Below are 25191 nucleotides of genomic sequence, written 5' to 3' on the forward strand. Positions count from 1 at the left end.
CACCCAAGGGCGAGTAAAGCTTGTCCGAGCCGCGGCGCCCCGTCGGCTACGCGTCCCGTTTCCTGAGCGTGGCGTAACCGCCCGCGAGCGCCACGATCACCCACAGCACCATGATGCCCAGCCCGCCCCACGGGCCGTACGGGGTGTCGTCGTCGACCGGGGTGACCACCTGCATGATCTTGCTGCCGGCCTGGTCGGGCAGATAGCGGCCGATCTTCTCGGTGGCCGGGACGTTGCCCAGGATGTTCGAGATCAGGAAGAAGAACGGCATCAGGATGCCCAGCGACAGCATCGGTGAGCGCAGCATCGCGGCGACGCCCATCGAGAACATCGCGATGAGGGTCATGTAGAGCCCGCCGCCGATCACCGCCCGCAGCACGCCGGGATCGCCGATGGCCGCCTTGTGCTCGCCGAGCATCGCCTGCCCGAGGAAGAACGTGACGAAGCTGGTGGCCATGCCGACCGCGAGCGCGAGGCCGGTCGCCACCGCGATCTTGCTGAACAGGAAGGTGCCGCGCCGAGGTACGGCGGCCAGCGAGGTGCGGATCATGCCGGTGCTGTACTCGTTGGAGACGACGAGCACCCCGAACACGATCAGCGCGAGCTGACCGAGGGTCATCCCGGCGAAGCTGACGAAGGTCGGATCGAAGGAGAGCCTGTCCCGCTCGCTCATGTTGTCGAACTCGTTCGCCGACAGGCCCGAGATCAGCATGCCGAGGGCGATCGTGACCACCACGGCGAGGGAGAGCGTCCACACGGTGGAAGCCACGGACCGGATCTTGGTCCACTCGGAGCGGATCACCTGGGTGGCTGCCATGATCAGCTCCTCCTCCAGCCTTCGCCCCACGGCCGCTGATCGGGGGGCGTCTGTCCGGGCGGCTGCGCCGCGGAGTGCGCGTGATACTCGACCGACTCCGCGGTCAGCTGCATGAACGCCTCCTCCAAGGACGCCTGTTGCGGGCTCAGCTCATGCAGCACGACCCCGTGCCGCGCCGCCAGCTCCCCGATCTGCTCCGCCTTGCCGCCGTCGACCTCCAGCGTGCCGTTGCCCGACTCGACGGCCGTGATCCCGGCCGTGTGCAGCACGTCGAGCAGCAGCTCCCGCTGCGGGGTGCGGATCCGGACGTACGACTTCGAGTTCCGCGCGATGAAGTCCGCCATGGACGTGTCGGCGAGCAGCCGGCCCTGGCCGATCACGACGAGGTGGTCTGCGGTCAGCGCCATCTCGCTCATGAGGTGCGAGGAGACGAAGACCGTACGGCCCTGCCCGGCGAGGGATTTCATCAGGTTGCGGATCCAGTGGATGCCCTCGGGGTCGAGCCCGTTGACCGGCTCGTCGAACATCAGGATCCGTGGATCGCCCAGCAGCGCCCCCGCGATGCCGAGCCGCTGCCCCATGCCCATCGAGAAGCCCTTGGTCTTCTTGCGGGCGACCGCCGTGAGGCCCACCGTCTCCAGTACCTCCCGCACCCGCCGCTTCGGGATGCCGTTGCTCTGCGCGAGGCACAGCAGGTGGTTGTAGGCGCTGCGCCCGCCGTGCCAGGCCTTCGCCTCCAGCAGGGCGCCGATGTACGTCAGGGGGTCCTTGAGCTCGCCGTAGTGCTTGCCGTCGATACGGACGTCGCCGGCCGTGGGGTGGTCGAGGCCGAGGACCATCCGCATCGTGGTGGACTTCCCGGCGCCGTTGGGACCGAGGAACCCGGTGACGATGCCAGGTCTGACGGTGAAGGTGAGGTTGTTGACCGCCACCTTCTCGCCGTACCGCTTGGTCAGCCCCTCGAGCTCGATCATGCCGACCACGCTAAAACGCCACAAAGCCCCCTGCCACCGGAGTGGCAGGGGGCTTCACAGATGTTCAGACGACGTACGCCGAACGGTTACCGGGTCTGCTGCGCCGGGACACCGCGGGAGATCGGCTCGTCCTCGGCCGGGGTGCCGGCGGCGGCCACCGCGGCGCCCGTGAGGGTCGCCAGCATCTCGCGGACGTTCGTCAGCTGAGCGTTGATGCTGTCGCGGCGGTTGGTGAGCGCCGCGAGCTCGCGCTCGGATTCCGAACGGATCCGGTCGGCCTTGGCGTTGGCGTCGGCCACGATGTCCTCGGCCTGGCGCTGAGCCGTCTCCACCGTCTGGCGGGCGCGGCGCTCGGCGTCGGTGCGCAGCTTCTCGGCCTCCAGGCGGAGCTGCTCCGCGCGGTGCTCGATCTCCGCGAGACGCTTCTCGGCCTTGGCCTGACGGGACGCCAGGTCGCGCTCGGACTGCTCGCGACGCTTGGCGAGGTTCGTCTCGAAGTCGGCGGCGGCCTGCGCGGCCTTGGCGCGGGTCTCCTCGAAGAGGGCGTCGGCCTCCTCACGCTTGGACTGCGCGTCCTTCTGCGCCTCGGAGCGCAGCTGGGACGCGTCACTCTTGGCCTTCTCGACGATCCGGACGCCCTCGTCCTCGGCCTTGGCCTTGCGCTCCGCAGCGAACGATTCTGCGTCGTTGCGGACCTGCTGGGCCGCCGATTCGGCGAGCTCGCGGTGCTGCTCGGCGGCGCGGCGGGCCTCCTCGCGCAGATCCTTGGCCTCTTCCTCGGCGAGGCGGAGGATCTTCTCGACACGCGCGCCGAGACCGGCGTACGACGGCTCTGCGTCGGTTACCTGGGCCTGGGCGTTCTGCGTTTCGAGGTGGAGCTCCTCGATGCGCTTTTCCAGAGCGGTGATGCGGGCGAGAGCGCTGTCACGGTCGGAGACGAGCTTGGAGATTCGTTCGTCCACCTGAGCGCGGTCGTACCCACGCCGCACAAGCTCGAAGCCGTAGGGGGAAGTGTCGCTCATGGGGTTCCTGTCGAATGAGACCGGTGAGGTGATAAGTGGAATCCTAGGGGCCGAAGCGGTGTGTCATCGAGCGGATACGTGTTTGATCTGGAGAATGAGACCCCTTTTGAGTGGCTAACCGTCGGACGGCTTGCCAAAAACTTGGTCAAAGGCCCCAGGAGACACCGGAACCCGCTCGCTGCGCTAGCTCTCTGACGACTTGCCACCCGATCGGGGGGCACCCACCGTCGCACCGGCCTTGACCCCGCCGTCCTTGCCCCCGGACGGTGCCTCGAAGGACTCCAACGCCTCCAGCACGTCCTGGACGCGCGAGATTTCGGCGTTGATGTCCTCGCGGCGCCGCACGAGCACCTCCAGCTCGCGCTTGCCCTCCTCGACCGTGCGCCTGGCCTCGCGGATCGCCTCGGCCTTGAGCTCCTCGGCCTCCTTGATCAGCGTCGACCGCTTCTGCTCGGCCTCCTTCAGGAGCCCCTCGGCCTTCTTCACGGCGGCGATACGGACCTTGCCCGCCTCGGAGTTGGCCTCCGAGACGATCTCCTTGGCCTTCGCCTGCGCCTTGGCCAACTGCTCCTCGGCGGCCTTGATGAGCGCGTCGCAGCGGTCGCCGGTCGACTTCATCGTCTCGGCGGCCTCGCGGCGGGCCCGCTCGTGCAGCGCCTCGATCTCGCTCGTGATGCGGTCGCGCAGCTCCTCCGCGCGCTCCCTGATCGCGGTGGCGTCCCGGCGGGCGCCGACGAGCAGCTCGTCCGCGTCGGTACGGGCCTTCTCCACCATGGAGTTGCCCTCGACCGTCGCCTCGGAGACGAGCCGGTCGGCCTCCTTGCGGGCGGCGCCGACCATGGTGTCGGCCTGTCCCTCGGCGTCCGCGGTCGTCTTGTGCGCCTGCTGCTGCGCCTCCGACAGCAGCTTGTCCGCCTCGGCCGTGGTCTCGCTGATGAGCTTGTCGACCTGCTCGGCCGCCTCGGAGCGCCGCTTGTTGGCGTCCTTGCGGGCCTCGTCGAGGGTGCGCTCGGCCTCCTCACGCGCGGACGTCACCAGCCGCTCGGCCTCCGCGGCCGCCTCGGCCTTGACCCGCTCCGAGTCGCTGCGGACCCGCTCGGCGTGCGCTTGCGCGGACCCGACCGTCTCCGCTGCCTCGGCGCGCAGCCGCTCCGCCTCCGACGTGGCGTCCCCGACCAGCTTCTCGGCCTTGGCGAGCGCGTCGGTGCGCACCCGGTCGGCCTCCGCGATCGTCTCCGACTGGAGCCGCTCGGCCTCCGAACGCGCCTCGGTGATGAGGGTGTCCGCCTGCGTCGCCGCGTCCGACCGGATCCGGTTGGCGTCCTCGCGGGCGTCGGCCCGGGTGCGCGACGCGGCCTGGTCGGCCTCGGCGATGGCGTCCGACGCCTCCGTACGCACCCGCTGGGCGTGCTCTGCGGCGTCCGACCGCAGCCGCTCCGCCTCGGCGATCGCCTCCGCGACCGTCCGCTCGGCGAGGGACTTGGCGGCCTGGGACTCCTCGTTCGCCTCGCGCCGGATGCGGCCCGCGTCCTCGCTGGCCCGTTCCCGCTCGGCGTAGGCGTCGGAGCGGACCCGGTCCGCCTCCTCCTGCGCCTCCCGGCGGGTCCGGTCCGCCGCGTGCTCGGCGGCACTGCGCAGCCCGGTGATCTCCTCCTGGGCCTGCTCGTGCAGCCCGGCCACGGAGTCGCGGACCTGCTGCGCGTGCTGCTCGGCCGCCGACACCATCTCGGTGGCGCGCCGGTCGGCCTCCTCGACCAGCCGCACCGCCTCGGCCTGCGCCTCCTCCACCCGCTTGCGGGCGGAGGCCAGCAGCTCCTCGCTCTGCTCGCGGGCCCGCTCACGCTCCTGGTCGGCCTCCTGGCGGGCGGAACCGAGGGTCTCCTCGGCCTCGCGGCGGCGCCGGGCGGCCTCCTCCTGGGCGGCGGCCAGCGTCTCGGACGCCTCGGTGGCGAGCCGCTCGGCGGCGGCCTGCGCCTCCGCACGGACCCGGTCGGCGGTGTCCTGCGCCTCCGACTTCAGCCGCTCGGCCTCGGCCGCCGCCTCCGACCTGAGGCGTACGGCGATGGCCTCGCCCTCGGCGCGCGACGCGGACGCGTCCGACGCGGCCTCGTTGCGCAGCCGGTCGGCCTCGGCCTCGGCCTGCTGCTGCAGCGTGCGGATCCGCTCGGCGGACTCGGCGCGCAGCCGGTCGGTCTCCTCGGCGGCCTCGCGCCGGATGCGTGCGGCCTCCTCGCGGGCGTCGGTGAGCGCCTGCTCGGCCGCGGCGAGCCGCTGCTCGGCGTCGGCGTGAAGCCGCGTCAGCTCCTCGGTGGCCTCCGCCCGGCGGGCCTCGACGCCGCGCTCGGTCTCCTCGCGCAGTTCACGGGCGGCGCGCTCGGCGTCGGCCTTGATGCCCTCGGCCTGCTCGACGACCTCGTCGCGGTGGCGCTCGGCCTCCTGACGGGTGCGCTGGAGGGTCTCCTCGGCCTGCCGGCGCAGCGTCGTCGCCCGCTCGATGGCCTCGGTGCGGACCTTCTCGCTGTCGGTCGTGGCCTTCTGGCGCAGCTCGTCCGCGTCCTGCTTGGCCTTGGACAGCAGCTCCTCGGCGGTCTTGGCCGCCTCCTCGATCTGCTGGACGGCCTCCTTGCGGGCCTCCGCGCGGATCTTCTCGCCCTCGGCGACCGCCTCGGAGCGCAGCTGCTCGGCCTCGCCGCGCAGCCGGCGGGCCTCCTCCTGCAGCTCGACCGTCTTGGCGCGGTACTCCTTGGTGTCGTCCTTCGCCGCGCCCTTGAGCTGCTCGGCGATGTCGTGCGCCTCGGCGCGCAGCCGGTCCGCCTCGGCCTCGGCCTCCGTGCGGATCCGCTCGGCCTCCTCGGCCGCGGCCTTGGTGGTGTTCCGGGCGTCCTCCTGCGCCTTGTTGAGGACGTCCTCGGCCGTCTTGGCCGCCTTGGACAGCTGGGTCGCGCTCTCCTCGGCGGTGATCGTGCGGGCCTTCTCGGCCGCCTCGGCGAGGAGCTTCTCGGCCTCGGCGCGGGCGTCGGCGACGATCTGCTCGGCGTCCGCCTTGGTGGACTCGGCCTCCTTGGTGGCCTCGCTGACCAGGCGGGCGACCTGCTCCTTGGCCGTACGCGTGCGCTGTTCGTTGGCCGACTCGGCGCTCGACAGGGCCTTCTCGGCGGCCGTCTTGGCCTCGGCGACCAGCTTCTCGGCCTCGGACTGCGCCTTGCGCAGCGCCTCCTCGGCCTCCGCCATGCGCTGCTCGGCGGCCCGGCTGAGCTCGGTGGCCTGCCGGCGGGCGGCGTCCGACTCGGTCGCGGTGGAGCTGCGCAGCTGCTCGGCGTGGTCGGTGGCCTCCTGGGCCTGGGTGGAGGCGGCGTTCAGCAGCCGCTCGGCGTCCGTGCGGGCGCGGCGCAGGATCTGCTCGGCCTCCGCGCGGGCCTCCTCGGCCGCGCTGGTGAGCCGCTGGCGGGCCTCGCCGGTGAGCCGCTCGGCCTCGGCGCGCGCGGCCGCCATGGCCTGGTCGGCCTCGGCACGCGACTCGTCGAGGAGGCGGCGGGCCTGCTGCTCGGTGCGGGCGCGCAGCTGCTCCGCCCACGCCACGTTCTCGTTGACGTGCGACTCGACGGTCTGCCGCCGCTCGGCCAGCTCCTGGTCCAGCTGCTGGCGGCGCGTGACCGCCTCCTGGTGCAGCTCGGCCTGGAGCCGGGCGGCCTGCTCGGCGTGCTCCTGGAGGATCCGCTGGGTCTGCGCGCGGGCCTGGCTCAGCTCCCGCTCCGCCTCCTGGCGCAGCTGGTCGGCCTGGACCTGGGCGTTGCGCAGCAACTGCTCGGCCTGATAGCCGATGTCGCCGCCGGCGAAGTCGGGCCGGGACATGATGGTGCGCCGCGCCTCGTGCAACTTGGCGCGCAGCACCTCGACCTGGTAGCCGAGGTCCTCGGCGTGCTGGATCGCCTTTTCCCGCTCGGTCTTCAGCCGATCCATCTCGGCCTCGAACCGAGAGAGGTGGTCGACGTCAGCCGCCGGCTCTCGCTCCTGGCGTTCGTAGCCCCGCACTGCGCGGTCCCATCCGTCCCCTGGTCGCAAGTCTCTCCATACGAGCACCGTCCATCCGCCGAACGGGGCCCCCGGGGAATGGTGTCAGATCAACGGCGAAGCACGGGCTGTCGCCCCACCCTCGTCCCCCGAAACCCGGACCCCGGACGGTCCCCCCGTCGGACGGAGGGGCCGGGTCGCCCTGGACTGAGCGGCGACCGCCCCCAACCCTACCGGCCCATATGTACGAGGGTCAGTGCTCAGGTGACTCAACAGGCGCCGAAGTGACCAGTTCTGTCAGTACGCCATGGCAATCCTTCGGGTGCAGGAAAGTGATTCGTGACCCCATGGAGCCGCGCCGGGGCTCTTCGTACAGAACGCGTACGCCCTTGTCCTTGATGTCGGCGGCGTCGCCGTCCACATCCGCCGTTCCGAAAGCGATGTGGTGGACGCCCTCGCCGTTCTTGTCGAGCCACTTCGCGACGGTCGAGTCCGGGCGGGTGGGCTCGAGAAGCTGCAGGTAGGAGGCGCCGCCGTCGGAGGTGTCGTTGATCTTGAGCATGGCCTCGCGGACGCCCTGCTCCTCGTTGACCTCGGAGTGGAACACCTCGAAGCCGTATGTGGCCCGGTAGAACTCGACGGTCTTGTCGAGATCGAAACAGGCGATTCCGATGTGGTCGATTCGCGTCAGCATGGAACTCAGTGCAGCGCCCCCGAGGTGGTTACGCAACGTGCGCGCGATCACACCGACGGCCCGGTGACGGCACGGAGTGCCACTCAGTACATTCGAAGTAAACCCTCGTTCACTCCTCGGCAGTGCAGCCGGAAGGGGATCGCACCTCATGTCTGGAACGAACAGCAGTACCTCGGTGATCGTCGCGGGCGCCCGTACGCCCATGGGACGCTTGCTGGGCTCGCTGAAGTCCTTCTCGGGAGCCGACCTCGGCGGCTTCGCGATCAAGGCCGCCCTCGACCGTGCGGGGATCGGCGGCGACCAGGTGCAGTACGTCATCATGGGCCAGGTCCTCCAGGCCGGCGCGGGCCAGATCCCGGCCCGCCAGGCGGCCGTCAAGGCCGGCATCCCGATGAACGTCCCGGCGCTCACCATCAACAAGGTGTGTCTGTCCGGCCTCGACGCGATCGCCCTCGCGGACCAGCTGATCCGCGCCGGCGAGTTCGACGTGATCGTCGCGGGCGGCCAGGAGTCCATGACCAACGCCCCGCACCTGCTGCCGAAGTCCCGCGAGGGCTTCAAGTACGGCGCGATCGAGATGATCGACGCGATGGCGCACGACGGTCTGACCGACTCCTTCGAGGGCATCGCCATGGGCGAGTCGACGGAGAAGCACAACACCCGCCTCGGCATCCAGCGCCCCGAGCAGGACGAGATCGCCGCCCTGTCCCACCAGCGCGCCGCGGCCGCCCAGAAGAACGGCCTCTTCGAGGCCGAGATCACCCCGGTCGAGATCCCGCAGCGCAAGGGCGATCCGGTCCTCTTCAGCAAGGACGAGGGCATCCGCGCGGAGACCACGGCCGAGTCGCTGGGCAAGCTGCGCCCGGCGTTCTCCAGGGACGGCACGATCACGGCGGGCTCGGCCTCCCAGATCTCGGACGGCGCCGCCGCGGTCGTCGTCATGAGCAAGGCCAAGGCGCAGGAGCTCGGCCTGGACTGGATCGCCGAGATCGGCGCGCACGGCAACGTGGCGGGCCCGGACAACAGCCTCCAGTCCCAGCCCTCGAACGCCATCCTGCACGCCCTGAAGAAGGAGGGCCTGGAGGTCTCCGACCTCGACCTGATCGAGATCAACGAGGCCTTCGCCGCCGTCGCGGTGCAGTCAATGAAGGACCTCGGAGTGTCATCGGAAAAGGTGAACGTCAACGGTGGAGCCATCGCCCTGGGTCACCCGATCGGTATGTCGGGTGCGCGGCTCGTCCTGCACCTGGCCCTGGAGCTCAAGCGGCGGGGCGGCGGCGTGGGCGCGGCCGCGCTGTGCGGTGGCGGTGGTCAGGGTGACGCGCTGATCGTGCGGGTACCCAAGGCCTGAGTTCTCCTTTTGTAGGACCTCTTCGCGAACGGAGCTGTGATGCAGGACGTCTCCACCCTGGTGGCCCAGGCCAGGGAAGGCCGGCCGCGGGCCGTGGCCCGGCTGATCTCCCTGGTGGAGGGGGCGTCCCCGCAGCTGCGGGAGGTCATGGCGGCGCTGGCCCCGCTCACGGGCAACGCGTACGTGGTGGGGTTGACGGGCTCACCGGGTGTCGGCAAGTCCACCTCGACCTCGGCGCTGGTGACGGCGTATCGCAAGCAGGGCAAGCGGGTCGGCGTCCTGGCCGTCGACCCGTCCTCGCCCTTCTCGGGCGGCGCCCTGCTCGGCGACCGGGTGAGGATGTCCGACCACGCCTCCGACCCCGGTGTCTACATCCGCTCGATGGCGACACGCGGTCACCTGGGCGGTTTGGCCTGGGCCGCCCCGCAGGCGATCCGCGTCCTGGACGCGGCGGGCTGCGACGTGATCCTGGTCGAGACGGTGGGTGTGGGCCAATCGGAGGTCGAGATCGCCTCGCAGGCGGATACGAGCGTGGTCCTGCTCGCCCCGGGAATGGGCGACGGTATCCAGGCGGCCAAGGCGGGCATCCTGGAGATCGGCGACGTGTACGTCGTCAACAAGGCCGACCGCGACGGCGCCGACGCCACCGCCCGCGAGCTCAACCACATGCTCGGCCTCGGCGAGTCCCGCGGCCCCGGCGACTGGCGCCCACCGATCGTCAAGACGGTGGCCGCGCGTGCCGAGGGCGTCGACGAGGTCCTGGAAGCCCTGGAGAAGCACCGCGCCTGGATGGAGGAGCACGGCGTCCTCACGGAACGCCGCCGCGCCCGCGCCGCCCGCGAGGTGGAGACCATCGCCGTCACCGCCCTACGCGAACGCATCGCCGACCTGCACGGCGACCGCCGCCTCGGCGCACTGGCGGAGAAGATCACCGCCGGGGAGCTCGATCCGTACCGGGCGGCGGACGAACTGGTGGCGGGGCTCACGCAGGGTTGAGGCCTCGCGGGGGCGGCGGGGGCCTTTCGTGAGGCGTGCCCTGGGCGGGCGGCTCGCACGTGCGGCGGGGTGCTGTCGTGAGGCCGGGTCCGGGCGGGCGGTCTGCGGGGGTGGCGGGGCTCTTTCGTGGGCCGGGCTTGGGCGGGCGGCTTCGGGTGTGCCGGGGCCAGTTCGTGTGGCCGGCTGGGAGTGCGGGCTTGCATGGGTCGGCGTCCCTTCATGTGCGCGGTCCTGGGCGGGGGCGCGGGTCTCGCGGGTTGTTTGGCGTGGCCCGCTGCGAGCGCGTGGTTCGGATGCGTCGGCGTCCTTTGCCCCGCGTGGCCCGACCGGGCAGCCGGCTCCCGGGATTTGGCGTGGTCAACTCCCGGGCCCCGCTGATAAGTTGATCCGCATGTACCTCCTCTTGGCATAGGGCGCGCCTCGCCCACGCACGGTGAACGGCCGGTCGGCCGTAACCGGCGTGGCGATCAGGTGTCCCCTTTTTCGCCTCGAGTCGAGGAACTCCCTTGTCTTCCATGCCTGTTGTGCGGCCTTCGTATGCCGCCGTTCTCCGGATCCCGTACGCCCGCCGCACCTTCGCCGCGGCCCTGCTCGGCAGGCTGTCGTACGGCATCGTCCCGCTGTCCGTGATGCTCGCCGTGACCCGGGCCTCCGGGTCGTACGCCGTGGCGGGCGTCGTGATGGCGCTGTTCTCCGGGACCAGCGTCTTCCTCTCGCCCGCGCGGGCGGCCCTCATCGACCGGCACGGCCCGCGCCGGGCGCTCGTGCCGATGACCGCGGCCTATACCGCGCTGCTCGGGCTGTTGACGGTGATTGTCTGGCGCCCGGGTGTCGCCTCGCCGCTCGTGCTGGGCGCCGTGACCGCCGCCGCGGGCGCCTGCACTCCGCCGCTGGGGCCGACCATGCGGGCCGTGTGGGGCAGGATCGCCGGTGACCGGGCGTCGGTGCAGCGCGCCTACAGCCTGGACGCCGTCGCCGAGGAACTGCTCTTCGTCTCGGGCCCGTTGCTGGTCGGCGTCGTCGTCGGGTTCGCTCCGCCGGCGCTCGGGATCGTCATCGGGGCGGTGCTGATCGCGGCGGGGACGGTGGGGTTCGTGTCGTCGCCCGTGGTGCGGGACGTGACGCCCGGCGACGCGAAGGCGAGGCCGCGCGGCAGGGGCCGGCGTCGGGTGCTGCGCGGGATCGGGCGGCCCGTGATCGCCGCGGCGGGCGTCGGGCTCGCGCTGGGCGCCGTCGAACTGCTGGTCGTGGCGTTCGCCGAGGGGCGCGGCCACGGCGGTGACAGCGTGGCCTGGGTGCTGGCCGCCCTGTCGGCCGGAAGCGCCGTCGGCGGGCTCGCCAACGGGGCCGTCGCGTGGCGCATTTCGGCGGGGCTACGGCTGCCGCTGCTGGCCGCAGGACTGGGGCTGGCGCTGCTCGGCGCGGGACTGGCACCGGGCCTCGGCACACTCGCCTCGGCCATGGCGGTCGCCGGGCTCTTCGTGGCTCCGGCCATCACCACCGCCTATCTCATCGCCGACGAGGCCGCCGCGCCCGAGGCCAGGGTCCAGGCCGGGGCCTGGGTGAACACGGCCGTCAACGCCGGGGGCACGGCAGGCACGGCGGCCGCCGGGCTGCTGGTCGGAGGGCTGTCGACGGGGTGGTGCTTCGCGGTGACCGGTGCGGTGACGCTGCTCGCGGCCGTGGCAGCGGCGAGGGGCGCCACCCGTGACGGGGGCGCCCCTGAGGAAGAGAAAGTGGGGGAGGCGGGGGACGGGGGTGCCGTGCGGGCGGCCTGATCTCCGTCGTCGCCGCGGTCATCGTGACCGTTCAGCTCGGCGGCGGCGGCGTCGGCGTCGGCGTGCGGGATGGTGCCTTCGTGGCGTCGGCCGGGCGGCCTCGCCGCGCTCGGGGCGCCCCCCGTGAATGACCGGGGGCGCCCCTGAGCAGTGCGGGATTCCGTGCGCGCGGCCCGGCGTCAGTCGTCGTCGCCGTCGCGGTCGTCCTGACCGTTCTGGTCGTCGTCGTGGTCCTGGGTGACCTTGCCCGTCTTGAGGTCCACCTTCCACTCGCCCTTCGTGGTCTCCACGCTCCAGGCCGCCGGACCGTCGTCGTCCAGGTCGACGTCGGTGACCGTGCCCTTCGTCGCAGCGGCCTGCGCGGCCTCGCGGGCGTCCACGCTCGCGCCCTTCAGCGCGGCGAGGTCCTCGCGGCCGTCGTTGTCGTCATCGTCGTCGCGCTGGGCGCCGAGGGCCTTGCCGTTGTCCGCGGAGACCCGGACGTCGTAGTCGGTGCCGTCGCCCTTCACGACGTTCACCTCCCAGACGTTCGAGCGGTCGTCGTCCAGGTCGGCGGCGACGGCCGTGCCCGGCGTGTGCTTCAGTGCGGCCGCGATCGCGTCGGCGGCGGTGACCTTGGCGGTGCCGGCCTGGGAGCGGACCTCGGTGAGGTCGTCGTCCCGGTCGTCGGCGGTGTTGTCCGCCCTGTCCGCCTTGTCCTCCGCGGCGTCCTCCGCGCTGTCGTCCCGGTCGTCTGCGACCCGTACGGTCGACCGCTGCTGCGTGGGCGCGTTGTCGTCACCGGACGCGTAGGCCGCGACGGTGCCGCCTCCGATCAGTGCCGCGGCGGCGACGGTGGCGATGACGATGTTGCGCTTCATGGGGTTCCCTCCCGGGTGATCACGTTTCACGTCGTTTCGACGGGAACCAATCTGCCGAACCGACGCTGAGAGGAACCTGAAGCCCCCTGAAGAGATCTTCAGCCTCGCTTTGCCACGCTGTACCCATGCGCCTGTTGATCGTGGAGGACGAGAAGCGGCTGGCCCTGTCGCTCGCCAAGGGCCTGACGGCCGAGGGGTACGCCGTGGACGTCGTCCACGACGGCCGCGAGGGGCTGTACCGGGCCTCGGAGGGGTCGTACGACCTCGTGATCCTCGACATCATGCTGCCCGGCATGAACGGCTACCGCGTCTGCGCCGCCCTGCGCGCCGGCGGCCATGACGTGCCGATCCTGATGCTCACCGCCAAGGACGGCGAGTACGACGAGGCCGAGGGGCTGGACACCGGCGCCGACGACTACCTCACCAAGCCGTTCTCGTACGTCGTCCTCGTCGCCCGCGTCAAGGCGCTGCTGCGGCGCGGGGGGCAGGGCACCGGGGCCTCGCCCGTGCACGTCCACGGAGATCTCAAGGTCGACACCGCCGCGCGCCGCGTCTTCCTCGGTGACGACGAAGTCTCCCTCACCGCCAAGGAGTTCGCCGTCCTGGAGCAACTCGTGGTGCGGGCCGGCGAGGTGGTGTCCAAGGCCGAGATCCTGGAGCACGTCTGGGACTTCGCGTACGAGGGCGATCCGAACATCGTCGAGGTGTACGTCAGCACTCTGCGGCGCAAGCTGCGCGCGGGGCTCATCCGCACGGTCCGGGGCGCCGGTTACCGGCTGGACAGAGCGGAGGCCGCGCGATGAGAGGCCGCCTGTTCGGCTCCGTCCGGTCCCGGGCGACGCTGGCCGCCACCCTCGTCGTCGCGGTGGCGCTGGTCGCCGCCGGGACCGCCGTACTGCTGTCGCTCCGGTCCAACCTGGTCGGACAGGCCGGCACGGAAGCGGAACACACCGCACGGGCCGTCGCCACGGACATCGCGCTCACGAGACCGGACCAGCCGCTGTCGGTGGACAACGACGACCCCGTCCAGGTCGTCGACGAGAACAACAAGCTGCTCGCGGCCAGCGAGAACCTGGAACGGATCAGCGGCACGGGCACCGCGGCGGTGCGGCCACAGCCGCAGAGCTCGCCCGGTGGGGCCGACAGCGGTGAGGACTCCGACGACGCGGACGACGACTCGGCCCTCGAATCCCTCGACCCGGGCGAGATCGGCGAGCACACCACCTTCACGAACGGCACCGCCACGCTCGACGGCGAGACCGACGACTACCGCTTCGCCAAGGTCCAGGTGGAGGTCGAGGGCAGGGGCACGCTCACCGTGTACGCGGGCGCCCCGCTCTCCGCCGAACAGGGCGCCGTCAGGACGGCGCTGACCGTCATGCTGATCGGCTTCCCGCTGCTGCTCGGCGTCGTCGCGGCCGTCACCTGGCTGGTCACCCGACGTGCCCTGCGCCCGGTCGAGGGCATCCGCGGCGAGATGGCCGCGATCACCGCCTCCGAGGACCTCGCGCGCCGCGTACCGGTGCCGGACACGCACGACGAGGTCGCCCACCTCGCGCTGACCACGAACGAGACGCTGGCCGCCCTGCAGACCTCGGTGGAACGCCAGCGCCGGTTCGTCGCCGACGTCTCGCACGAGCTGCGCAGCCCGATCGCGTCCCTGCGCACCCAGCTCGAAGTGGGCGCCGCCCACCCCGAGTTGCTCGACCTCGACGGGGCCGTGGAGGACACCGTACGGCTCCAGGGTCTGGCCGCGGACCTGCTGCTGCTGGCCCGCCTGGACGCGGGGGAGCGGCCCGGGGACACGCGGTTCGACCTGGGCGCGCTGGCCCGGGCGGAGGCGGAGGGGCGGGCCGGTGTGACGGTTCAGGCGCAGGTCGTTCAGGTGACCGGGTCGCGGGGGCAGGTCGGCCGGGTGCTCACCAACCTGCTGGACAACGCCCAGCGGCACGCCCGCTCGGCGGTCACCGTGACCGTCCGGAAGGACGGGGAGTGGGCCGTCGTGGCCGTCGCGGACGACGGGGACGGGGTGGCCGAGGCCGACCGGGAGCGGATCTTCGAGAGGTTCGTACGGCTCGACGAGGCCCGCAGCCGCGACGACGGCGGCGCCGGGCTGGGTCTGGCCATCGCCCGCGACGTGGCCGTACGGCACGGTGGCACGCTCACCGTGGGCCGGGCGCCGGCGGGCGGAGCCCTGTTCGAACTCCGCCTGCCGCAGGCTCAGTAGGTACCGGGCGGGTCCGCCCGGGTCACGGGCGCCCGCGCTGACCGCGCAGGTGCTCCGCGATCGGCTTGAGGGCCTTGTCGAGCTCCGTCAGGGACTCGAGGGGCAACAGGTCGATGAAGTGCCTCCGCACGGACGCCACATGATGCGGCGCGACCTTCTGCATCGTCTCCATGCCGTGCTCGGTGAGCACCGCGTAGAGCCCGCGGCGGTCGGACTCGCAGTTCTCCCGCCGGACCAGGTTCGCGTTCTCCATCCGGGTGATCTGGTGGGAGAGGCGGCTCTTGGACTGGAGGGTGGCCGACGCGAGGTCGCTCATCCGCATCCGTACGTCGTCCGACTCGGAGAGATTCACCAGGATCTCGTAGTCGTTCATGGTCAGGCCGAACGGCTGCAGGTCCCTCTCGAGCTGGTACGTCAACAGCCTGTTGACCTCCAGGTGGGTGCGCCAGGCGCACTGCTCCGCATCGCTCAGCCAGCGGGTGGCCGTCTCGGTCTCCATAAATGAAGTCTACCTAAAATGTTGAAAGGCGAACTAGTGAGGGTTTTCTGTGACATCCCTGTGTGCGCACACGTTCGATGTCACACTCCGCAGACTACCGCTCACAGCCCGAAGCGACGCTGGAGGTCTCCCAGCTGTCCGGGAAGGCGCGGTGTCCCGGCCACTTGTGAAGGGCCTGTGTGCGTCCCGCCGGCGCCGGGCACTCCGGCGTCCGGTGGAACCGCCCCTGTGGCCTGCTCGGCCATGAGGGTCTCGGTCGACTGGAGCAGCACGGTCCCGGCTCCGACGAACTCGAACTGATGCTCCTCTCCGGAGGCCCCGCCGAGGCCCGTCAGTGCACGTAGACCGCCCATTACGCCGGTCATGTAGCCATGGTCGTAGTGGTGGCACGGCGACGGGCAGTCGGCCCAGCCGACGAGGGCCTGCGGGTCCACCCGGATCGGGGGTTCCATGAACACCACCGGACCGTTAGATGCGGCCACGAACTTTCCGGTTCCGATCAGTGTCAGAAAACCCGGCACAATCGATTGCTTGAGCGCGAGACTTGGCTGAAAAGCGAGCAGGTTGCCCGAGCGAATGGTCAGGTTGCCGTCTTCGAGGTCGTACGAGTTCACATCAAAGGCCCGGTCGGCCAGCAGCATCTTGCCCGAGCCCTCGGCCACGACCCAGTCGCTCGCGTGCAGAGGCGAATGAAAGGACGTACGGACAAGTCGGTCGAGTCGCCCGTGCCCGATGCCGTTGAACTCCATCGAGCCGTAGTAGGCGATCATCTTCCCCTTCTGCAGGAACCACTGGCTCCCTTTGAGCTCCACGCAGAAGGTGTAGGCGTTGACGTTGTCGTCGGAGGGCAGCGTCATGGGGTCGTACACGGTCGGACCCGCGCCCGGGTAGTGGCTCACAGCTTCTCCTCCGACGCCTGGACGTACACCGCACCGCTCCCGCTCAGCTCCAGCTGGAAGGCCTCGCCGGAGCCGCGGCCCACCATGTCCCGCCAGCCGAGCGCGGTGGACAGCTTGTTGCGCACGTCGCCGTGATGGGCCACATACGCCTGGGGGTCGACATGGACGGGCCGCTGCGGGGTGATCGGAATCTCGAAGACACCGCCGTGCGCCATGACCGCCACAGCCCCATGCCCCTTGAGGGTCGTGGTGAACAGCCCCTGCCCGCTGATCTGTCCCCGGACCATGCCCATGACGCCGCCCTGCGAGCCGAGGAACATCGTGCCCTGCTGGAGGGTGCCCTCGAAGGCGAGGAGACGGTCCGCCTCGACGCACAGGGTGTCGCCGGAGAGGTTGATCACCTGGACGTGATGGCCGCCGTGCCCGAAGAGCACGGTGCCGCTGCCCTCGACGGTCATCAGCGGAGTGTCCTCGTCGGCCACCCGGCGCCCGATCATCGACATGATCCCGCCCTGGCCACCGCCCATATTGGGCGTGAAGGACACCTCGCCCTGGTAGGCGAGCATCGCACCCCGCTGACTGAACAGCCGCTGCCCGGGCACGACCGTCGCCTCGACCATCCTGGAGTTGATCTCACGGAAGCCCATGTCACACGTCCCCCGCGATCGTGTTCCGCTCGCTCGGCTGTACGTACACCAGTCCGTCCCCCTCGAACCGGATCTGGAAGGCCTCGCCACCGCCCTCACCCATCAGAGTGCGGAAGGTCACACCGGACTGGAAGGACTGCCGCAGATTCCCCTGATGGGCCACATAGGCCCCCGGATCGACGGTCAACGGGTACTGCGAGCTGACCCGCAGCACCACCGCCGGCCCGTCCGACATGATCGCCGCCTGTCCGTGCCCCTCGACGGTGGTGGTGAACAGCCCGTTGCCCTGCGAGGCGCCGCGCATCCCCGTAAAGCTGGTCCCGGTCCGCAGCCCCGCGTCGGTCGCGAGCAGATTGCTCGACTCCACATACAGCTTGTCCCCCTGGAGATTCACCAGGTTGATCTCCGAGGCCCGGTCCGCGAACCAGCACGTCCCGTGCCCTTTCACCTCCATCAACGTCATCTGCTCGCCGGTGAGCCGCCGGGTCACCATGCCCCGGATGCCCTCCCCGCCACCGCTCATCTTCTTGAAGGCCATCTGCCCGTCGTACGCGACCATCGAGCCGTTCTTCGCCTTCACGGCGTCCCCGGTCATGTCGACGGCGAGCACCTTGCTGCCCTGAAGTCGGAACATCGCCACGCAGCGAAAGGTAGCCCGCGGTGCCATCCGCCAAAAGGTCCTGAAGGTGGACATCACCCCTGACGGCACCCCGAGCCACACGCGCTCCCGGCGTTTGCCACAATGGGCGAGCGTTTGTGCTTGCGTTCACAAGCTGAATCCGAGCCGACCCACGTCTCTCCCGCCGAACCCACCGAAGGTGACCCGTGGACATCAAGACCGCCACCGCCCTCCGCCGCCTCCGTCTCGTCTCGGGCCCCGAGGCGGTGTCGTTCCTGCTCCTGCTCGTCTGCTCGGTGCTGAAGCGGACCACCGACTTCAACGCGGTGCCCGTGATGGGCATGGTCCACGGCGTTCTCTTCATCCTGTACGTGATCTTCTGGGCGGACGCCTGGAATCGCACCAAGTGGTCCCTGAAGACTGCGGCCCTCTACTTCGTCCTCTCCGTCCTGCCGGCCGGCGGCTTCTTCGCCGAGCGCAAGCTCAAGCGCGAGGCCGAGGACGCGGTCATCGCTGCCCGCGCCCGCAGGGAAGGCAAGGTCAACGCATGATCGTCGCCTTCTCCGTGACCCCGCTCGGCGTCGGCGAGGACGTGGGGGAGTACGTAGCCGACGCCGTCCGGGTGGTCCGCGAGTCCGGCCTGCCCAACCGCACCGACGCGATGTTCACCTCCATCGAGGGCGAGTGGGACGAGGTCATGGACGTCGTCAAGCGCGCCGTAGCCGCCGTAGAGGCCCGGGCACCGCGCGTCTCACTGGTCCTCAAGGCCGACATCCGCCCCGGCGTGACCGACGGCCTCACCTCCAAGGTGGAGACGGTGGAACGCCACCTGGCCGACTAAGCGCTCCGCTTGAAGTGCCGCGATGTGTCGTCGGTCGTCTGCGGCGCCATCGCGGCTGGTCGCGCAGTTCCCCGCGCCCCTTTGGGGCGCTGCCGAACCGCAGCGGACTTCGCCCGACCTGCTTAGCCGCCGTACCCAAGTCCCCGCCCCGAACGGACCTTCGACACCCGCCCTCCAGACGATGGCCCCCGCGGCGCCGCAGACGCGTACGGCGGCGAGGGGACGCGTCGGGGGGTGTCCGCCCGCAGAGTCCGGTGTCAACAAACGGCACCTCTCGCGCAAGGCCCACCACCGGACCGAGGACGGACACCCCCCGACGCGGCCCCGCCCCACCCCCCACCCGCAGGCGCTACGCGAACCCCCACCCATCGCAACGGGCCGCCGCAGGCATGGACGCGCACTCACCGCGCCTCCCAACCCGCGCCCCCGCGACGGCACCCACCGCGCCTCCCCAACCCGCGCCCCCGCGACGGCACATACCGCGCCCCCCGCCTCCCCTGACACGCCGTCGGCCCCAGCGAGCACCCCCTCGCGGCCAGTTCCCTCAATTGGCCCGCGCGGCTCGCGGTCCCCGTAGCCCTGACCCACGATGAAGGCTCAGGGCCGAAACCCGCGTTCCCGCAGGTGAACACGGACGGCCGCCGCTTGCTCCCGCGAAGGAAGGGTCCGCCGGATGACCACTTCGCCCTATACATCCCAGTCGGCATTCGACGGTTCCAGGATGCGCGTCATCCTGCTCGTCGATCTCCACGAAGGCGCCCAGCAAGAGTTCCTCGACGCGTACGAGCACATGCGTGACCGAGTCGCGTCGGTTCCCGGTCACCTCGGTGACCAGTTGTGCCAGTCCCTGGAGAACCCGTCCCAGTGGGTCATCACGAGCGAATGGGCCACCGCCCCGCCGTACCTCGCCTGGGTGAACAGTGAAGAGCATCTCGAGACGGTCAGGCCCCTGCAGAACTGCGTCCGTGAGCTGCGGTCGATGCGTTACGGCGTCGTCCGTGAGACCGGCCGCGCCCGCCCGGACACCGGCGGACTCCAGACGACCGTACGGGTGGGCGACGGTGTGACACGCCACGCCCTGACCTTCACCGTCAAGCCCGGCTCCGAGTCCAAGGTCACGGAGATCCTCGCCGGCTACGCGCCGCCCCAGGCCCGCGTCGACGACTCCACGCGGCTGCGCCGCACCACCCTGTTCCTCCACGGCAACCGGGTCGTCCGCACCGTCGAGGTGGAGGGCGACCTGATGGCCGCCCTGCGCCACGTCTCGCGGCAGCCCGAGGTACGGGCCGTCGAGGAGGCCCTCAACCCCCACCTGGAGCAGCACCGCGACCTGTCCGACCCCGAGTCCGCGAGGGCCTTCTTCGCCCGCGCCGCCATGCCGGCCGTCCATCATGTGGCACGCGGCGGACCGGAACCGGACGGCCTCACCCGGCACGCCCTGTACTACCCGGCCCGCCCGGGCTGCGGGATGGCGCTGGCCCGGCTGCTCTCCCGGCAGGACGAGACCGCGGCCGCCGACCCGGCCGGCCCCGTCCACCGCAGCACCGTCTTCCAGCGGGAGGACATCGTCGTCCGCCTCGTCGACGTACGCGGTGACCCCGAGGCCGATCCGGTCAGGGTGCTCGGCATCCACGGCCCGCGCAAGGCCGCCGTGCTGGCCCGGCTGCTCGACGGCGACGCGCTCGGCGTGGCGGGACCGCCCGCGGGCGAGCGGGAGGCGACCCGCCTCCTGACGCACGCCGACATGGCGCTGATCACCGACCGCAGGGCTGCGCAGTCCTGACGGCGCAGCGCAGGGACCCACACCCCACCGAACGACCTGGAGACAGACCATGGAGAAGATGCGCCCGCGCGTCGTGGACGTGAACGAGATCGAGCCCAACCGCAAGCGTGGTGGCGACCTGCGCACCCTGCTCACCCCGGTCACGGTGGGAGCCACGAGCGGGTTCATGGGCCTCGCCATCATGCGGCCCGGCGAACGCATCAGCGAGCACTACCACCCGTACTCCGAGGAGTTCGTGTACGTCGTCGAGGGCAGGCTGGAGGTCGACCTGGACGGAGAAACGTTTTCCCTCCGTGCCGACCAGGGCCTCATGATCCCCATCGACATGCGGCACCGCTTCCGCAACGTCGGTGACGAGGAAGCCCGGATGGTCTTCCACCTGAGCCCGCTGGCCCCCAAGCCGAGCCTCGGCCACGTCGACACGGAGGCCCCGGAGATCAGCGACGACCTCAAGCCGTACCCGCTCGTCCAGGAGGAGAGCGGGCGGCCCGAACGGCGCGGGGTCCTCTCATGACCCGGCGGGTGGCGGTCACCGGCATAGGCGTGGTCGCTCCGGGAGGCATAGGGGTGCCCGCGTTCTGGGACCTCCTCGCGAGCGGCCGTACCGCGACACGTGGCATCACCCTGTTCGACCCCGAGGGACTGCGGTCCCGCATAGCCGCCGAGTGCGACTTCGACCCGCTCGCCCACGGACTCGAACCCGAACTGGTCCAACGCGCCGACCGGTACATCCAGTTCGCCCTCGTCGCCGCGACAGAGGCCGTCACCGACAGCGGAGTCGACTTCGGCGCCGAGGACCCCTGGCGCGTGGCCGTGTCCCTGGGCAGCGCGGTGGGCGGCACGACCCGGCTGGAGCACGACTACGTCCTGGTCAGCGAAGGCGGGCAGCGCTGGGACGTCGACCACCGCGCCGCGAACCCGTACCTGCACCGCGCCTTCTCGCCCAGCACGCTGGCGTCGGACGTCGCCGAGCGGTTCGGCGCCCAGGGACCGGTGCAGACCGTCTCCACCGGCTGCACCTCCGGGCTCGACGCCGTGGGCTACGCCTTCCACACCATCGAGGAGGGCCGCGCCGACCTCTGCATCACCGGAGCGTCGGACTCGCCGATCTCCCCGATCACCATGGCCTGCTTCGACGCCATCAAGGCCACCTCGCCCAACAACGACGACCCGGAGCACGCCTCCCGCCCCTTCGACGCCCACCGCGACGGATTCGTCATGGGCGAGGGCGCCGCCGTCCTCGTCCTGGAGGAACTGGAGCACGCCCGCGCGCGCGGCGCGCACGTGTACTGCGAGATCGGCGGCTACGCCACCTTCGGCAACGCCTACCACATGACCGGGCTGACCAGTGAGGGACTGGAGATGGCCCGGGCCATCGACGCCGCGCTCGACCACGCGCGCGTGGACCCCACCGACATCGACTACGTCAACGCCCACGGCTCCGGCACCCGCCAGAACGACCGTCACGAGACCGCCGCGGTCAAGAAATCCCTCGGCTCCCACGCCTACGACACACCCATGAGCTCGATCAAGTCCATGGTGGGCCACTCGCTCGGGGCGATCGGCGCGATCGAGGTCGTCGCCTGTGTGCTCGCCCTGGCCCGGCAGGTGGTGCCGCCCACGGCGAACTACGAGACCCCGGACCCCGAGTGCGACCTGGACTACGTACCGCGCACCGCACGCCCGCGCAGGCTCGACCACGTGCTCTCCGTGGGCAGCGGCTTCGGCGGTTTCCAGTCCGCGGTGCTCCTCACGGGGCCGGGTGGGAGGACGAAATGAGTGGTAGTGGCATACGCCCCCGGCACACCGCCGTCACGGGCATCGGAGTGGTCGCGCCCAACGGCCTGCACGCCGACACCTACTGGAAGTCCGTCAAGGAGGGCGCGAGCGTCCTGGACCGCATCACCCGGGACGGCTGCGAGCACTTTCCGCTCCGCGTCGCCGGCGAGGTCCGCGGATTCGACGCGTCGGCCCTCATCGAGGAGACCTTCCTCGTCCAGACCGACAAGTTCACCCACTTCGCCCTGGCCGCCGCCGACGCCGCCCTGCAGGACGCGGGACTGAGCAGCACCGCCGCCGACTCCCCGTACTCCGTCGGTGTGGTCACCGCGGCCGGCTCCGGCGGCGGTGAGTTCGGTCAGCGGGAACTGCAGAAGCTGTGGGGACAGGGATCCCGGTTCGTCGGGCCCTACCAGTCCATCGCCTGGTTCTACGCGGCCAGCACCGGCCAGATATCCATCCGCAAGGGCTTCAAGGGCCCCTGCGGGGTCGTGGCCAGCGACGAGGCGGGCGGTCTGGACGCCGTCGCGCACGCCGCGCAAGCCGTGCAGCGGGGAACGGACGTGGTCGTGGTCGGGGCGGCCGAGGCGCCGCTTGCCCCCTACTCGGGGGTCTGCCAGCTCGGATACCCCGAGCTCAGCACCGTCGAGGACCCGGCGCGCGCCTACCGTCCCTTCACCGCGGCGGCCTGCGGCTTCGTGCCCGCGGAGGGCGGCGCGGTGCTGATCGTGGAGGACCTGGAGCGGGCCCAGCGCCGTGCCGCGACCGTCCGGGCCACCGTGGCCGGACACTGCGCCACCTTCACCGGCGCCTCGCACTGGGAGCAGTCACGGGAGGGGCTCGCGCACGCCATCCGCGGCGCCCTCGACGAGGCCGGCTGCGCACCGGAGGAGATCGACGTGGTCTTCGCCGACGCGCTGGGCGTCCCGGAGGCGGACCGCGCCGAGGCCCTCGCCCTCGCCGACGCCCTCGGCCCGCACGGCACCAAGGTGCCCGTCACGGCCCCCAAGGCCGGCATCGGGCGGTCCTACTGCGGGGCACCCCTGCTGGACATCGTGGCCGCGGTGCAGGCCATGGAGCACGGGCAGATACCGCCGACCCCGAACGTCTTCGACGTCTGCCACGACATCGACCTGGTGACCGCCACGGCACGCCCGGCCGAGCTCCGCACGGCCCTGGTCCTCAGCCGGGGCCTCATGGGCTCCAACGCGGCGCTCGTGCTACGCCGCGGCCCCGGATCCGCTGCATAGAACGACAAGGAGAACAGGCATGACCACTGAAGTGACCCAACTGACCGTAGAGGAACTGGCCGCGCTGATGAAGCAGGCCGCCGGCGTGACCGTCGACCCGCAGGAACTCGAGCGCCGGGCGGACGCCCCGTTCGCCGAGTTCGGGCTGGACTCGCTCGGCCTCCTCGGCATCGTGGGCGAGCTGGAGAACCGGCACGGCCGGGCGCTCCCCACCGACGCGGAGCGCTGCAAGACCCCCCGCGCCTTCCTCGACCTCGTCAACGGCGCACTCACGACGGGAGCCTGAGGTGGCCGGACACACGGAGAACGAGATCACCATCGCCGCACCCGTCGACCTCGTCTGGGACATGACGAACGACCTGGACCGATGGCCGCAGTTGTTCAGCGAGTACGCCTCCTGCGAGGTGCTGTCCCGCGAGGGCGACACGGTGACCTTCCGCCTGACCATGCACCCCGACGAGAACGGCAAGGTGTGGAGCTGGGTCTCGGAACGGGTCGCCGACCGCGAGAAGCTCATCGTCCGCGCCCGCAGGGTCGAGACGGGGCCCTTCGAGTACATGAACATCGTCTGGGAGTACGAGGAGACCCCCGACGGCACGCGGATGCACTGGACACAGGACTTCGCCATGAAGCCCGACGCCCCGGTCGACGACGCCGGGATGACCGACATCATCAACCGCAACTCGCCCATCCAGATGGCCCTCATCCGCGACCGCATCGAGGAGGTCTCATGCACCACGCCCTGATCGTCGCCCGGATGGCGCCGCAGTCGGCACCGGACATCGCCGACGTCTTCGCGGCCTCCGACCGCGGCGAACTCCCGCACCTCGTCGGTGTGACCCAGCGCTCCCTCTTCCAGTTCGGCGATGTGTACATGCACTTCATCGAGGCCGAGCAGGACCCGGGCCCCGCCATCGCGAAGGTGGCCGGGCACCCCGAGTTCGTCGACATCAGCAGGAGGCTCGAAGCGTTCGTCAGCCCGTACGACCCGCAGACCTGGCGGAGTCCGAAGGACGCGATGGCGCGGCGCTTCTACCACTGGCAGCGGGACTGAACGACGTACGAACGCCGCCGCCCGCGCTGAACCAGGCGCGGGCGGCGGCGTTCCGGTGACAGTCGGTCACAGACGCGCGTAGCCGGTCACTGCCGCGCGAGCCCCGGCATCAGCCGAAGCGCGTTCTCCCGGTTGATGCCCTCGAGTTGCTCCTCCGACAGAAACGGGTCGCTGTCCAGGGCGGGCGTCACGCTGTCGGCGATGACATGCGCGGGGGTGGGCGGCCAGTCCGTGCCGAAGAGGATGCGGCCGGGGTCCACCGTCGTCAGCAGGGTGGGCGTGGCGGAGGGGGACATGGGGCCCGCCGTGTCGAAGTAGAACCGGTGCAGGTAGTCACGGACCCGGCCGGGCTCGATGGCGGGGGTGATGCGCCCGCCGAAGAGTTCTAGCCGGGTGGCCATGTAGGGGAGGAAGCCCCCTCCGTGCGGCAGGATGAAGCTGAGGTTCGGATAGCGGTCCAGGGTGCCGTTCCTGATGAGGTTGATGGCCGCACGCGTGGTGTCCATGAGGAAGTCGCACACGAAGGGCGGCATTCCCGGCAGTCCCGCAGCACCGTCCTTCCCGGCCGGTACGTCCATGGGGTGCGTGCTGATGACCGCGGACCGGTCGTTCAGCTCCTGCAGCAGGCGGTCGTGCGACTCGTCGCCGAGCACCACGCCGTCCATGCTCGTGCGCGTGCTCACCCCGATGGCTCCGAGCTCGTCGAGACCGTGGCGCAGGCTCCACGAGGAGAGCTCCAGGTCGTCGAGGAACACGGGCGTGAAGAAGGCGAAGCGCGCGGGGTGGCTCTCGACGACGTCGGCCGCCGCCCGCAGGGCGACGCGTGCGCTCTCCTGGCGCTCCGCGCGCTCACGGAGCCGGCCGAGCATCGCGACGGTCATGACGGACGTACCGATGCCGTTCTTGTCCATGACCTCCAGTGCCGTGTCCAGGTCCCAGCGTGTCCACCAGGGCAGCTTCTCGCGGTTGACCACGCCTCGTTCCTCCGCCCAGTCCAGCCAGGCGGGGGCGGTGAAGTGGTGGTGGACGTCGACGCGTCCGGCAAGGGTCATAACAACGTCCTAGGGGTGGGTCGTTCAGTGGGAGGGGG

Annotated in this window: 25 protein-coding genes; 14 read left to right on the top strand and 11 right to left on the bottom strand. The window is 71.0% G+C overall.

Features of this window, described 5'->3' with window-relative positions; all coding sequences use genetic code 11:
• Positions 1 to 46 precede the first annotated feature (46 nt).
• From ACTMVF_RS27395 to mce, 5 genes are all read right to left on the bottom strand, one after another.
• Positions 47 to 817 (bottom strand): ABC transporter permease, encoded by a 771-nt coding sequence (locus ACTMVF_RS27395; RefSeq protein ID WP_441273760.1) that lies wholly within the window; start codon positions 815 to 817, stop codon positions 47 to 49.
• A gap of 2 nt (positions 818 to 819) precedes the next feature.
• Positions 820 to 1791: an ABC transporter ATP-binding protein gene (locus ACTMVF_RS27400; RefSeq protein WP_441273761.1), complete on the bottom strand. Its 972-nt coding sequence runs from the start codon at positions 1789 to 1791 to the stop codon at positions 820 to 822.
• An 86-nt stretch (positions 1792 to 1877) separates the two neighbouring features.
• Positions 1878 to 2813 (bottom strand): hypothetical protein, encoded by a 936-nt coding sequence (locus ACTMVF_RS27405; protein WP_062709803.1) that lies wholly within the window; start codon positions 2811 to 2813, stop codon positions 1878 to 1880.
• A gap of 183 nt (positions 2814 to 2996) precedes the next feature.
• Positions 2997 to 6845, bottom strand: a complete 3849-nt coding sequence (gene scy, locus ACTMVF_RS27410) for a polarized growth protein Scy (protein WP_441273762.1) — start codon at positions 6843 to 6845, stop codon at positions 2997 to 2999.
• Between the two features lie 232 nt (positions 6846 to 7077).
• On the bottom strand, positions 7078 to 7518 hold the full coding sequence (mce, locus tag ACTMVF_RS27415; RefSeq protein ID WP_048582912.1) for a methylmalonyl-CoA epimerase: 441 nt from the start codon (positions 7516 to 7518) through the stop codon (positions 7078 to 7080).
• 148 nt (positions 7519 to 7666) lie between these two features.
• Between mce and ACTMVF_RS27420 the strand changes: the two genes are divergently transcribed.
• From ACTMVF_RS27420 to ACTMVF_RS27430, 3 genes are all read left to right on the top strand, one after another.
• The gene (locus ACTMVF_RS27420) at positions 7667 to 8869 is read left to right on the top strand and encodes an acetyl-CoA C-acetyltransferase (protein ID WP_441273763.1); all 1203 of its coding nucleotides are present in this window, start codon (positions 7667 to 7669) and stop codon (positions 8867 to 8869) included.
• A 39-nt stretch (positions 8870 to 8908) separates the two neighbouring features.
• Positions 8909 to 9865: a methylmalonyl Co-A mutase-associated GTPase MeaB gene (gene meaB, locus ACTMVF_RS27425; protein ID WP_403332775.1), complete on the top strand. Its 957-nt coding sequence runs from the start codon at positions 8909 to 8911 to the stop codon at positions 9863 to 9865.
• 515 nt (positions 9866 to 10380) lie between these two features.
• A complete protein-coding gene (locus ACTMVF_RS27430) occupies positions 10381 to 11643 on the top strand; it encodes an MFS transporter (RefSeq protein ID WP_441273764.1) in 1263 nt (420 codons plus the stop codon).
• A 179-nt stretch (positions 11644 to 11822) separates the two neighbouring features.
• Here the strand turns inward: ACTMVF_RS27430 and ACTMVF_RS27435 are convergent, their stop codons facing one another.
• Entirely contained in the window at positions 11823 to 12503 is a 681-nt protein-coding gene (locus ACTMVF_RS27435) for a PepSY domain-containing protein (protein ID WP_441273765.1), read from the bottom strand.
• A 125-nt stretch (positions 12504 to 12628) separates the two neighbouring features.
• On the opposite strand from ACTMVF_RS27435, the gene ACTMVF_RS27440 reads away from it, so the two are divergent.
• A complete protein-coding gene (locus ACTMVF_RS27440; protein ID WP_441273766.1) occupies positions 12629 to 13306 on the top strand; it encodes a response regulator transcription factor in 678 nt (225 codons plus the stop codon).
• A complete protein-coding gene (locus tag ACTMVF_RS27445) occupies positions 13303 to 14730 on the top strand; it encodes a sensor histidine kinase (protein ID WP_441273767.1) in 1428 nt (475 codons plus the stop codon). Before ACTMVF_RS27440 ends, ACTMVF_RS27445 begins: the two co-directional genes overlap by 4 nt.
• 22 nt (positions 14731 to 14752) lie before the next feature.
• Here ACTMVF_RS27445 and ACTMVF_RS27450 read toward each other — a convergent pair whose 3' ends face one another.
• The 4 genes from ACTMVF_RS27450 to ACTMVF_RS27465 form a co-directional block, all read right to left on the bottom strand.
• Positions 14753 to 15229 (bottom strand): MarR family winged helix-turn-helix transcriptional regulator, encoded by a 477-nt coding sequence (locus tag ACTMVF_RS27450; RefSeq protein ID WP_441273768.1) that lies wholly within the window; start codon positions 15227 to 15229, stop codon positions 14753 to 14755.
• Between the two features lie 101 nt (positions 15230 to 15330).
• The gene (locus ACTMVF_RS27455) at positions 15331 to 16128 is read right to left on the bottom strand and encodes an AIM24 family protein (protein WP_441273769.1); all 798 of its coding nucleotides are present in this window, start codon (positions 16126 to 16128) and stop codon (positions 15331 to 15333) included.
• Positions 16125 to 16775, bottom strand: coding sequence for an AIM24 family protein (locus ACTMVF_RS27460; protein ID WP_441273770.1), 651 nt, complete (start codon positions 16773 to 16775; stop codon positions 16125 to 16127). The genes ACTMVF_RS27455 and ACTMVF_RS27460 overlap by 4 nt, the downstream gene beginning before the upstream one ends.
• Before the next feature lies 1 nt (position 16776).
• Entirely contained in the window at positions 16777 to 17409 is a 633-nt protein-coding gene (locus ACTMVF_RS27465; protein ID WP_441273818.1) for an AIM24 family protein, read from the bottom strand.
• Positions 17410 to 17600: 191 nt separating this feature from the next.
• On the opposite strand from ACTMVF_RS27465, the gene ACTMVF_RS27470 reads away from it, so the two are divergent.
• The 9 genes from ACTMVF_RS27470 (at position 17601) to ACTMVF_RS27510 (ending at position 24101) form a co-directional block, all read left to right on the top strand.
• Entirely contained in the window at positions 17601 to 17945 is a 345-nt protein-coding gene (locus ACTMVF_RS27470; RefSeq protein ID WP_441273771.1) for a DUF3817 domain-containing protein, read from the top strand.
• Positions 17942 to 18235, top strand: a complete 294-nt coding sequence (locus ACTMVF_RS27475; RefSeq protein WP_328750594.1) for an MTH1187 family thiamine-binding protein — start codon at positions 17942 to 17944, stop codon at positions 18233 to 18235. The genes ACTMVF_RS27470 and ACTMVF_RS27475 overlap by 4 nt, the downstream gene beginning before the upstream one ends.
• A 673-nt stretch (positions 18236 to 18908) precedes the next feature.
• Positions 18909 to 20018 (top strand): SchA/CurD-like domain-containing protein, encoded by a 1110-nt coding sequence (locus tag ACTMVF_RS27480; protein ID WP_441273772.1) that lies wholly within the window; start codon positions 18909 to 18911, stop codon positions 20016 to 20018.
• Positions 20019 to 20067: 49 nt separating this feature from the next.
• Positions 20068 to 20532 carry a cupin domain-containing protein gene (locus tag ACTMVF_RS27485; protein ID WP_369172428.1) on the top strand — a complete coding sequence of 155 codons (465 nt, stop codon included), beginning with the start codon at positions 20068 to 20070 and terminating at the stop codon, positions 20530 to 20532.
• Entirely contained in the window at positions 20529 to 21797 is a 1269-nt protein-coding gene (locus ACTMVF_RS27490; protein ID WP_441273773.1) for a beta-ketoacyl-[acyl-carrier-protein] synthase family protein, read from the top strand. Before ACTMVF_RS27485 ends, ACTMVF_RS27490 begins: the two co-directional genes overlap by 4 nt.
• Entirely contained in the window at positions 21794 to 23047 is a 1254-nt protein-coding gene (locus ACTMVF_RS27495; RefSeq protein WP_441273774.1) for a ketosynthase chain-length factor, read from the top strand. Before ACTMVF_RS27490 ends, ACTMVF_RS27495 begins: the two co-directional genes overlap by 4 nt.
• Positions 23048 to 23066: 19 nt before the next feature.
• Positions 23067 to 23333: an acyl carrier protein gene (locus ACTMVF_RS27500; RefSeq protein ID WP_441273775.1), complete on the top strand. Its 267-nt coding sequence runs from the start codon at positions 23067 to 23069 to the stop codon at positions 23331 to 23333.
• A gap of 1 nt (position 23334) precedes the next feature.
• Positions 23335 to 23793, top strand: a complete 459-nt coding sequence (locus tag ACTMVF_RS27505; protein ID WP_441273776.1) for an SRPBCC family protein — start codon at positions 23335 to 23337, stop codon at positions 23791 to 23793.
• Positions 23778 to 24101 (top strand): TcmI family type II polyketide cyclase, encoded by a 324-nt coding sequence (locus tag ACTMVF_RS27510; protein ID WP_062715235.1) that lies wholly within the window; start codon positions 23778 to 23780, stop codon positions 24099 to 24101. The genes ACTMVF_RS27505 and ACTMVF_RS27510 overlap by 16 nt, the downstream gene beginning before the upstream one ends.
• 86 nt (positions 24102 to 24187) lie before the next feature.
• Here ACTMVF_RS27510 and ACTMVF_RS27515 read toward each other — a convergent pair whose 3' ends face one another.
• The gene (locus ACTMVF_RS27515; RefSeq protein ID WP_441273777.1) at positions 24188 to 25153 is read right to left on the bottom strand and encodes an amidohydrolase family protein; all 966 of its coding nucleotides are present in this window, start codon (positions 25151 to 25153) and stop codon (positions 24188 to 24190) included.
• Positions 25154 to 25191: the final 38 nt, after the last annotated feature.

Source organism: Streptomyces sp. SD31, from assembly GCF_052068475.1.
Classification (GTDB): domain Bacteria; phylum Actinomycetota; class Actinomycetes; order Streptomycetales; family Streptomycetaceae; genus Streptomyces.

What these genes read in the sequence shown, in the direction of transcription:
- ACTMVF_RS27490 (WP_441273773.1), top strand. Translation starts at nt 20,529, where the DNA reads ATGACCCGGCGGGTGGCGGTCACCGGCATAGGCGTGGTCGCTCCGGGA.
- ACTMVF_RS27405 (WP_062709803.1), bottom strand. Translation starts at nt 2,813, where the DNA reads ATGAGCGACACTTCCCCCTACGGCTTCGAGCTTGTGCGGCGTGGGTAC.
- ACTMVF_RS27515 (WP_441273777.1), bottom strand. Translation starts at nt 25,153, where the DNA reads ATGACCCTTGCCGGACGCGTCGACGTCCACCACCACTTCACCGCCCCC.
- ACTMVF_RS27400 (WP_441273761.1), bottom strand. Translation starts at nt 1,791, where the DNA reads ATGATCGAGCTCGAGGGGCTGACCAAGCGGTACGGCGAGAAGGTGGCG.
- ACTMVF_RS27510 (WP_062715235.1), top strand. Translation starts at nt 23,778, where the DNA reads ATGCACCACGCCCTGATCGTCGCCCGGATGGCGCCGCAGTCGGCACCG.
- ACTMVF_RS27480 (WP_441273772.1), top strand. Translation starts at nt 18,909, where the DNA reads ATGACCACTTCGCCCTATACATCCCAGTCGGCATTCGACGGTTCCAGG.
- ACTMVF_RS27445 (WP_441273767.1), top strand. Translation starts at nt 13,303, where the DNA reads ATGAGAGGCCGCCTGTTCGGCTCCGTCCGGTCCCGGGCGACGCTGGCC.
- ACTMVF_RS27440 (WP_441273766.1), top strand. Translation starts at nt 12,629, where the DNA reads ATGCGCCTGTTGATCGTGGAGGACGAGAAGCGGCTGGCCCTGTCGCTC.
- ACTMVF_RS27495 (WP_441273774.1), top strand. Translation starts at nt 21,794, where the DNA reads ATGAGTGGTAGTGGCATACGCCCCCGGCACACCGCCGTCACGGGCATC.
- meaB (WP_403332775.1), top strand. Translation starts at nt 8,909, where the DNA reads ATGCAGGACGTCTCCACCCTGGTGGCCCAGGCCAGGGAAGGCCGGCCG.
- ACTMVF_RS27460 (WP_441273770.1), bottom strand. Translation starts at nt 16,775, where the DNA reads ATGGGCTTCCGTGAGATCAACTCCAGGATGGTCGAGGCGACGGTCGTG.
- mce (WP_048582912.1), bottom strand. Translation starts at nt 7,518, where the DNA reads ATGCTGACGCGAATCGACCACATCGGAATCGCCTGTTTCGATCTCGAC.
- ACTMVF_RS27420 (WP_441273763.1), top strand. Translation starts at nt 7,667, where the DNA reads ATGTCTGGAACGAACAGCAGTACCTCGGTGATCGTCGCGGGCGCCCGT.
- ACTMVF_RS27395 (WP_441273760.1), bottom strand. Translation starts at nt 817, where the DNA reads ATGGCAGCCACCCAGGTGATCCGCTCCGAGTGGACCAAGATCCGGTCC.
- ACTMVF_RS27430 (WP_441273764.1), top strand. Translation starts at nt 10,381, where the DNA reads ATGCCTGTTGTGCGGCCTTCGTATGCCGCCGTTCTCCGGATCCCGTAC.
- ACTMVF_RS27435 (WP_441273765.1), bottom strand. Translation starts at nt 12,503, where the DNA reads ATGAAGCGCAACATCGTCATCGCCACCGTCGCCGCCGCGGCACTGATC.
- ACTMVF_RS27450 (WP_441273768.1), bottom strand. Translation starts at nt 15,229, where the DNA reads ATGGAGACCGAGACGGCCACCCGCTGGCTGAGCGATGCGGAGCAGTGC.
- ACTMVF_RS27485 (WP_369172428.1), top strand. Translation starts at nt 20,068, where the DNA reads ATGGAGAAGATGCGCCCGCGCGTCGTGGACGTGAACGAGATCGAGCCC.
- ACTMVF_RS27475 (WP_328750594.1), top strand. Translation starts at nt 17,942, where the DNA reads ATGATCGTCGCCTTCTCCGTGACCCCGCTCGGCGTCGGCGAGGACGTG.
- ACTMVF_RS27500 (WP_441273775.1), top strand. Translation starts at nt 23,067, where the DNA reads ATGACCACTGAAGTGACCCAACTGACCGTAGAGGAACTGGCCGCGCTG.
- ACTMVF_RS27465 (WP_441273818.1), bottom strand. Translation starts at nt 17,409, where the DNA reads ATGTTCCGACTTCAGGGCAGCAAGGTGCTCGCCGTCGACATGACCGGG.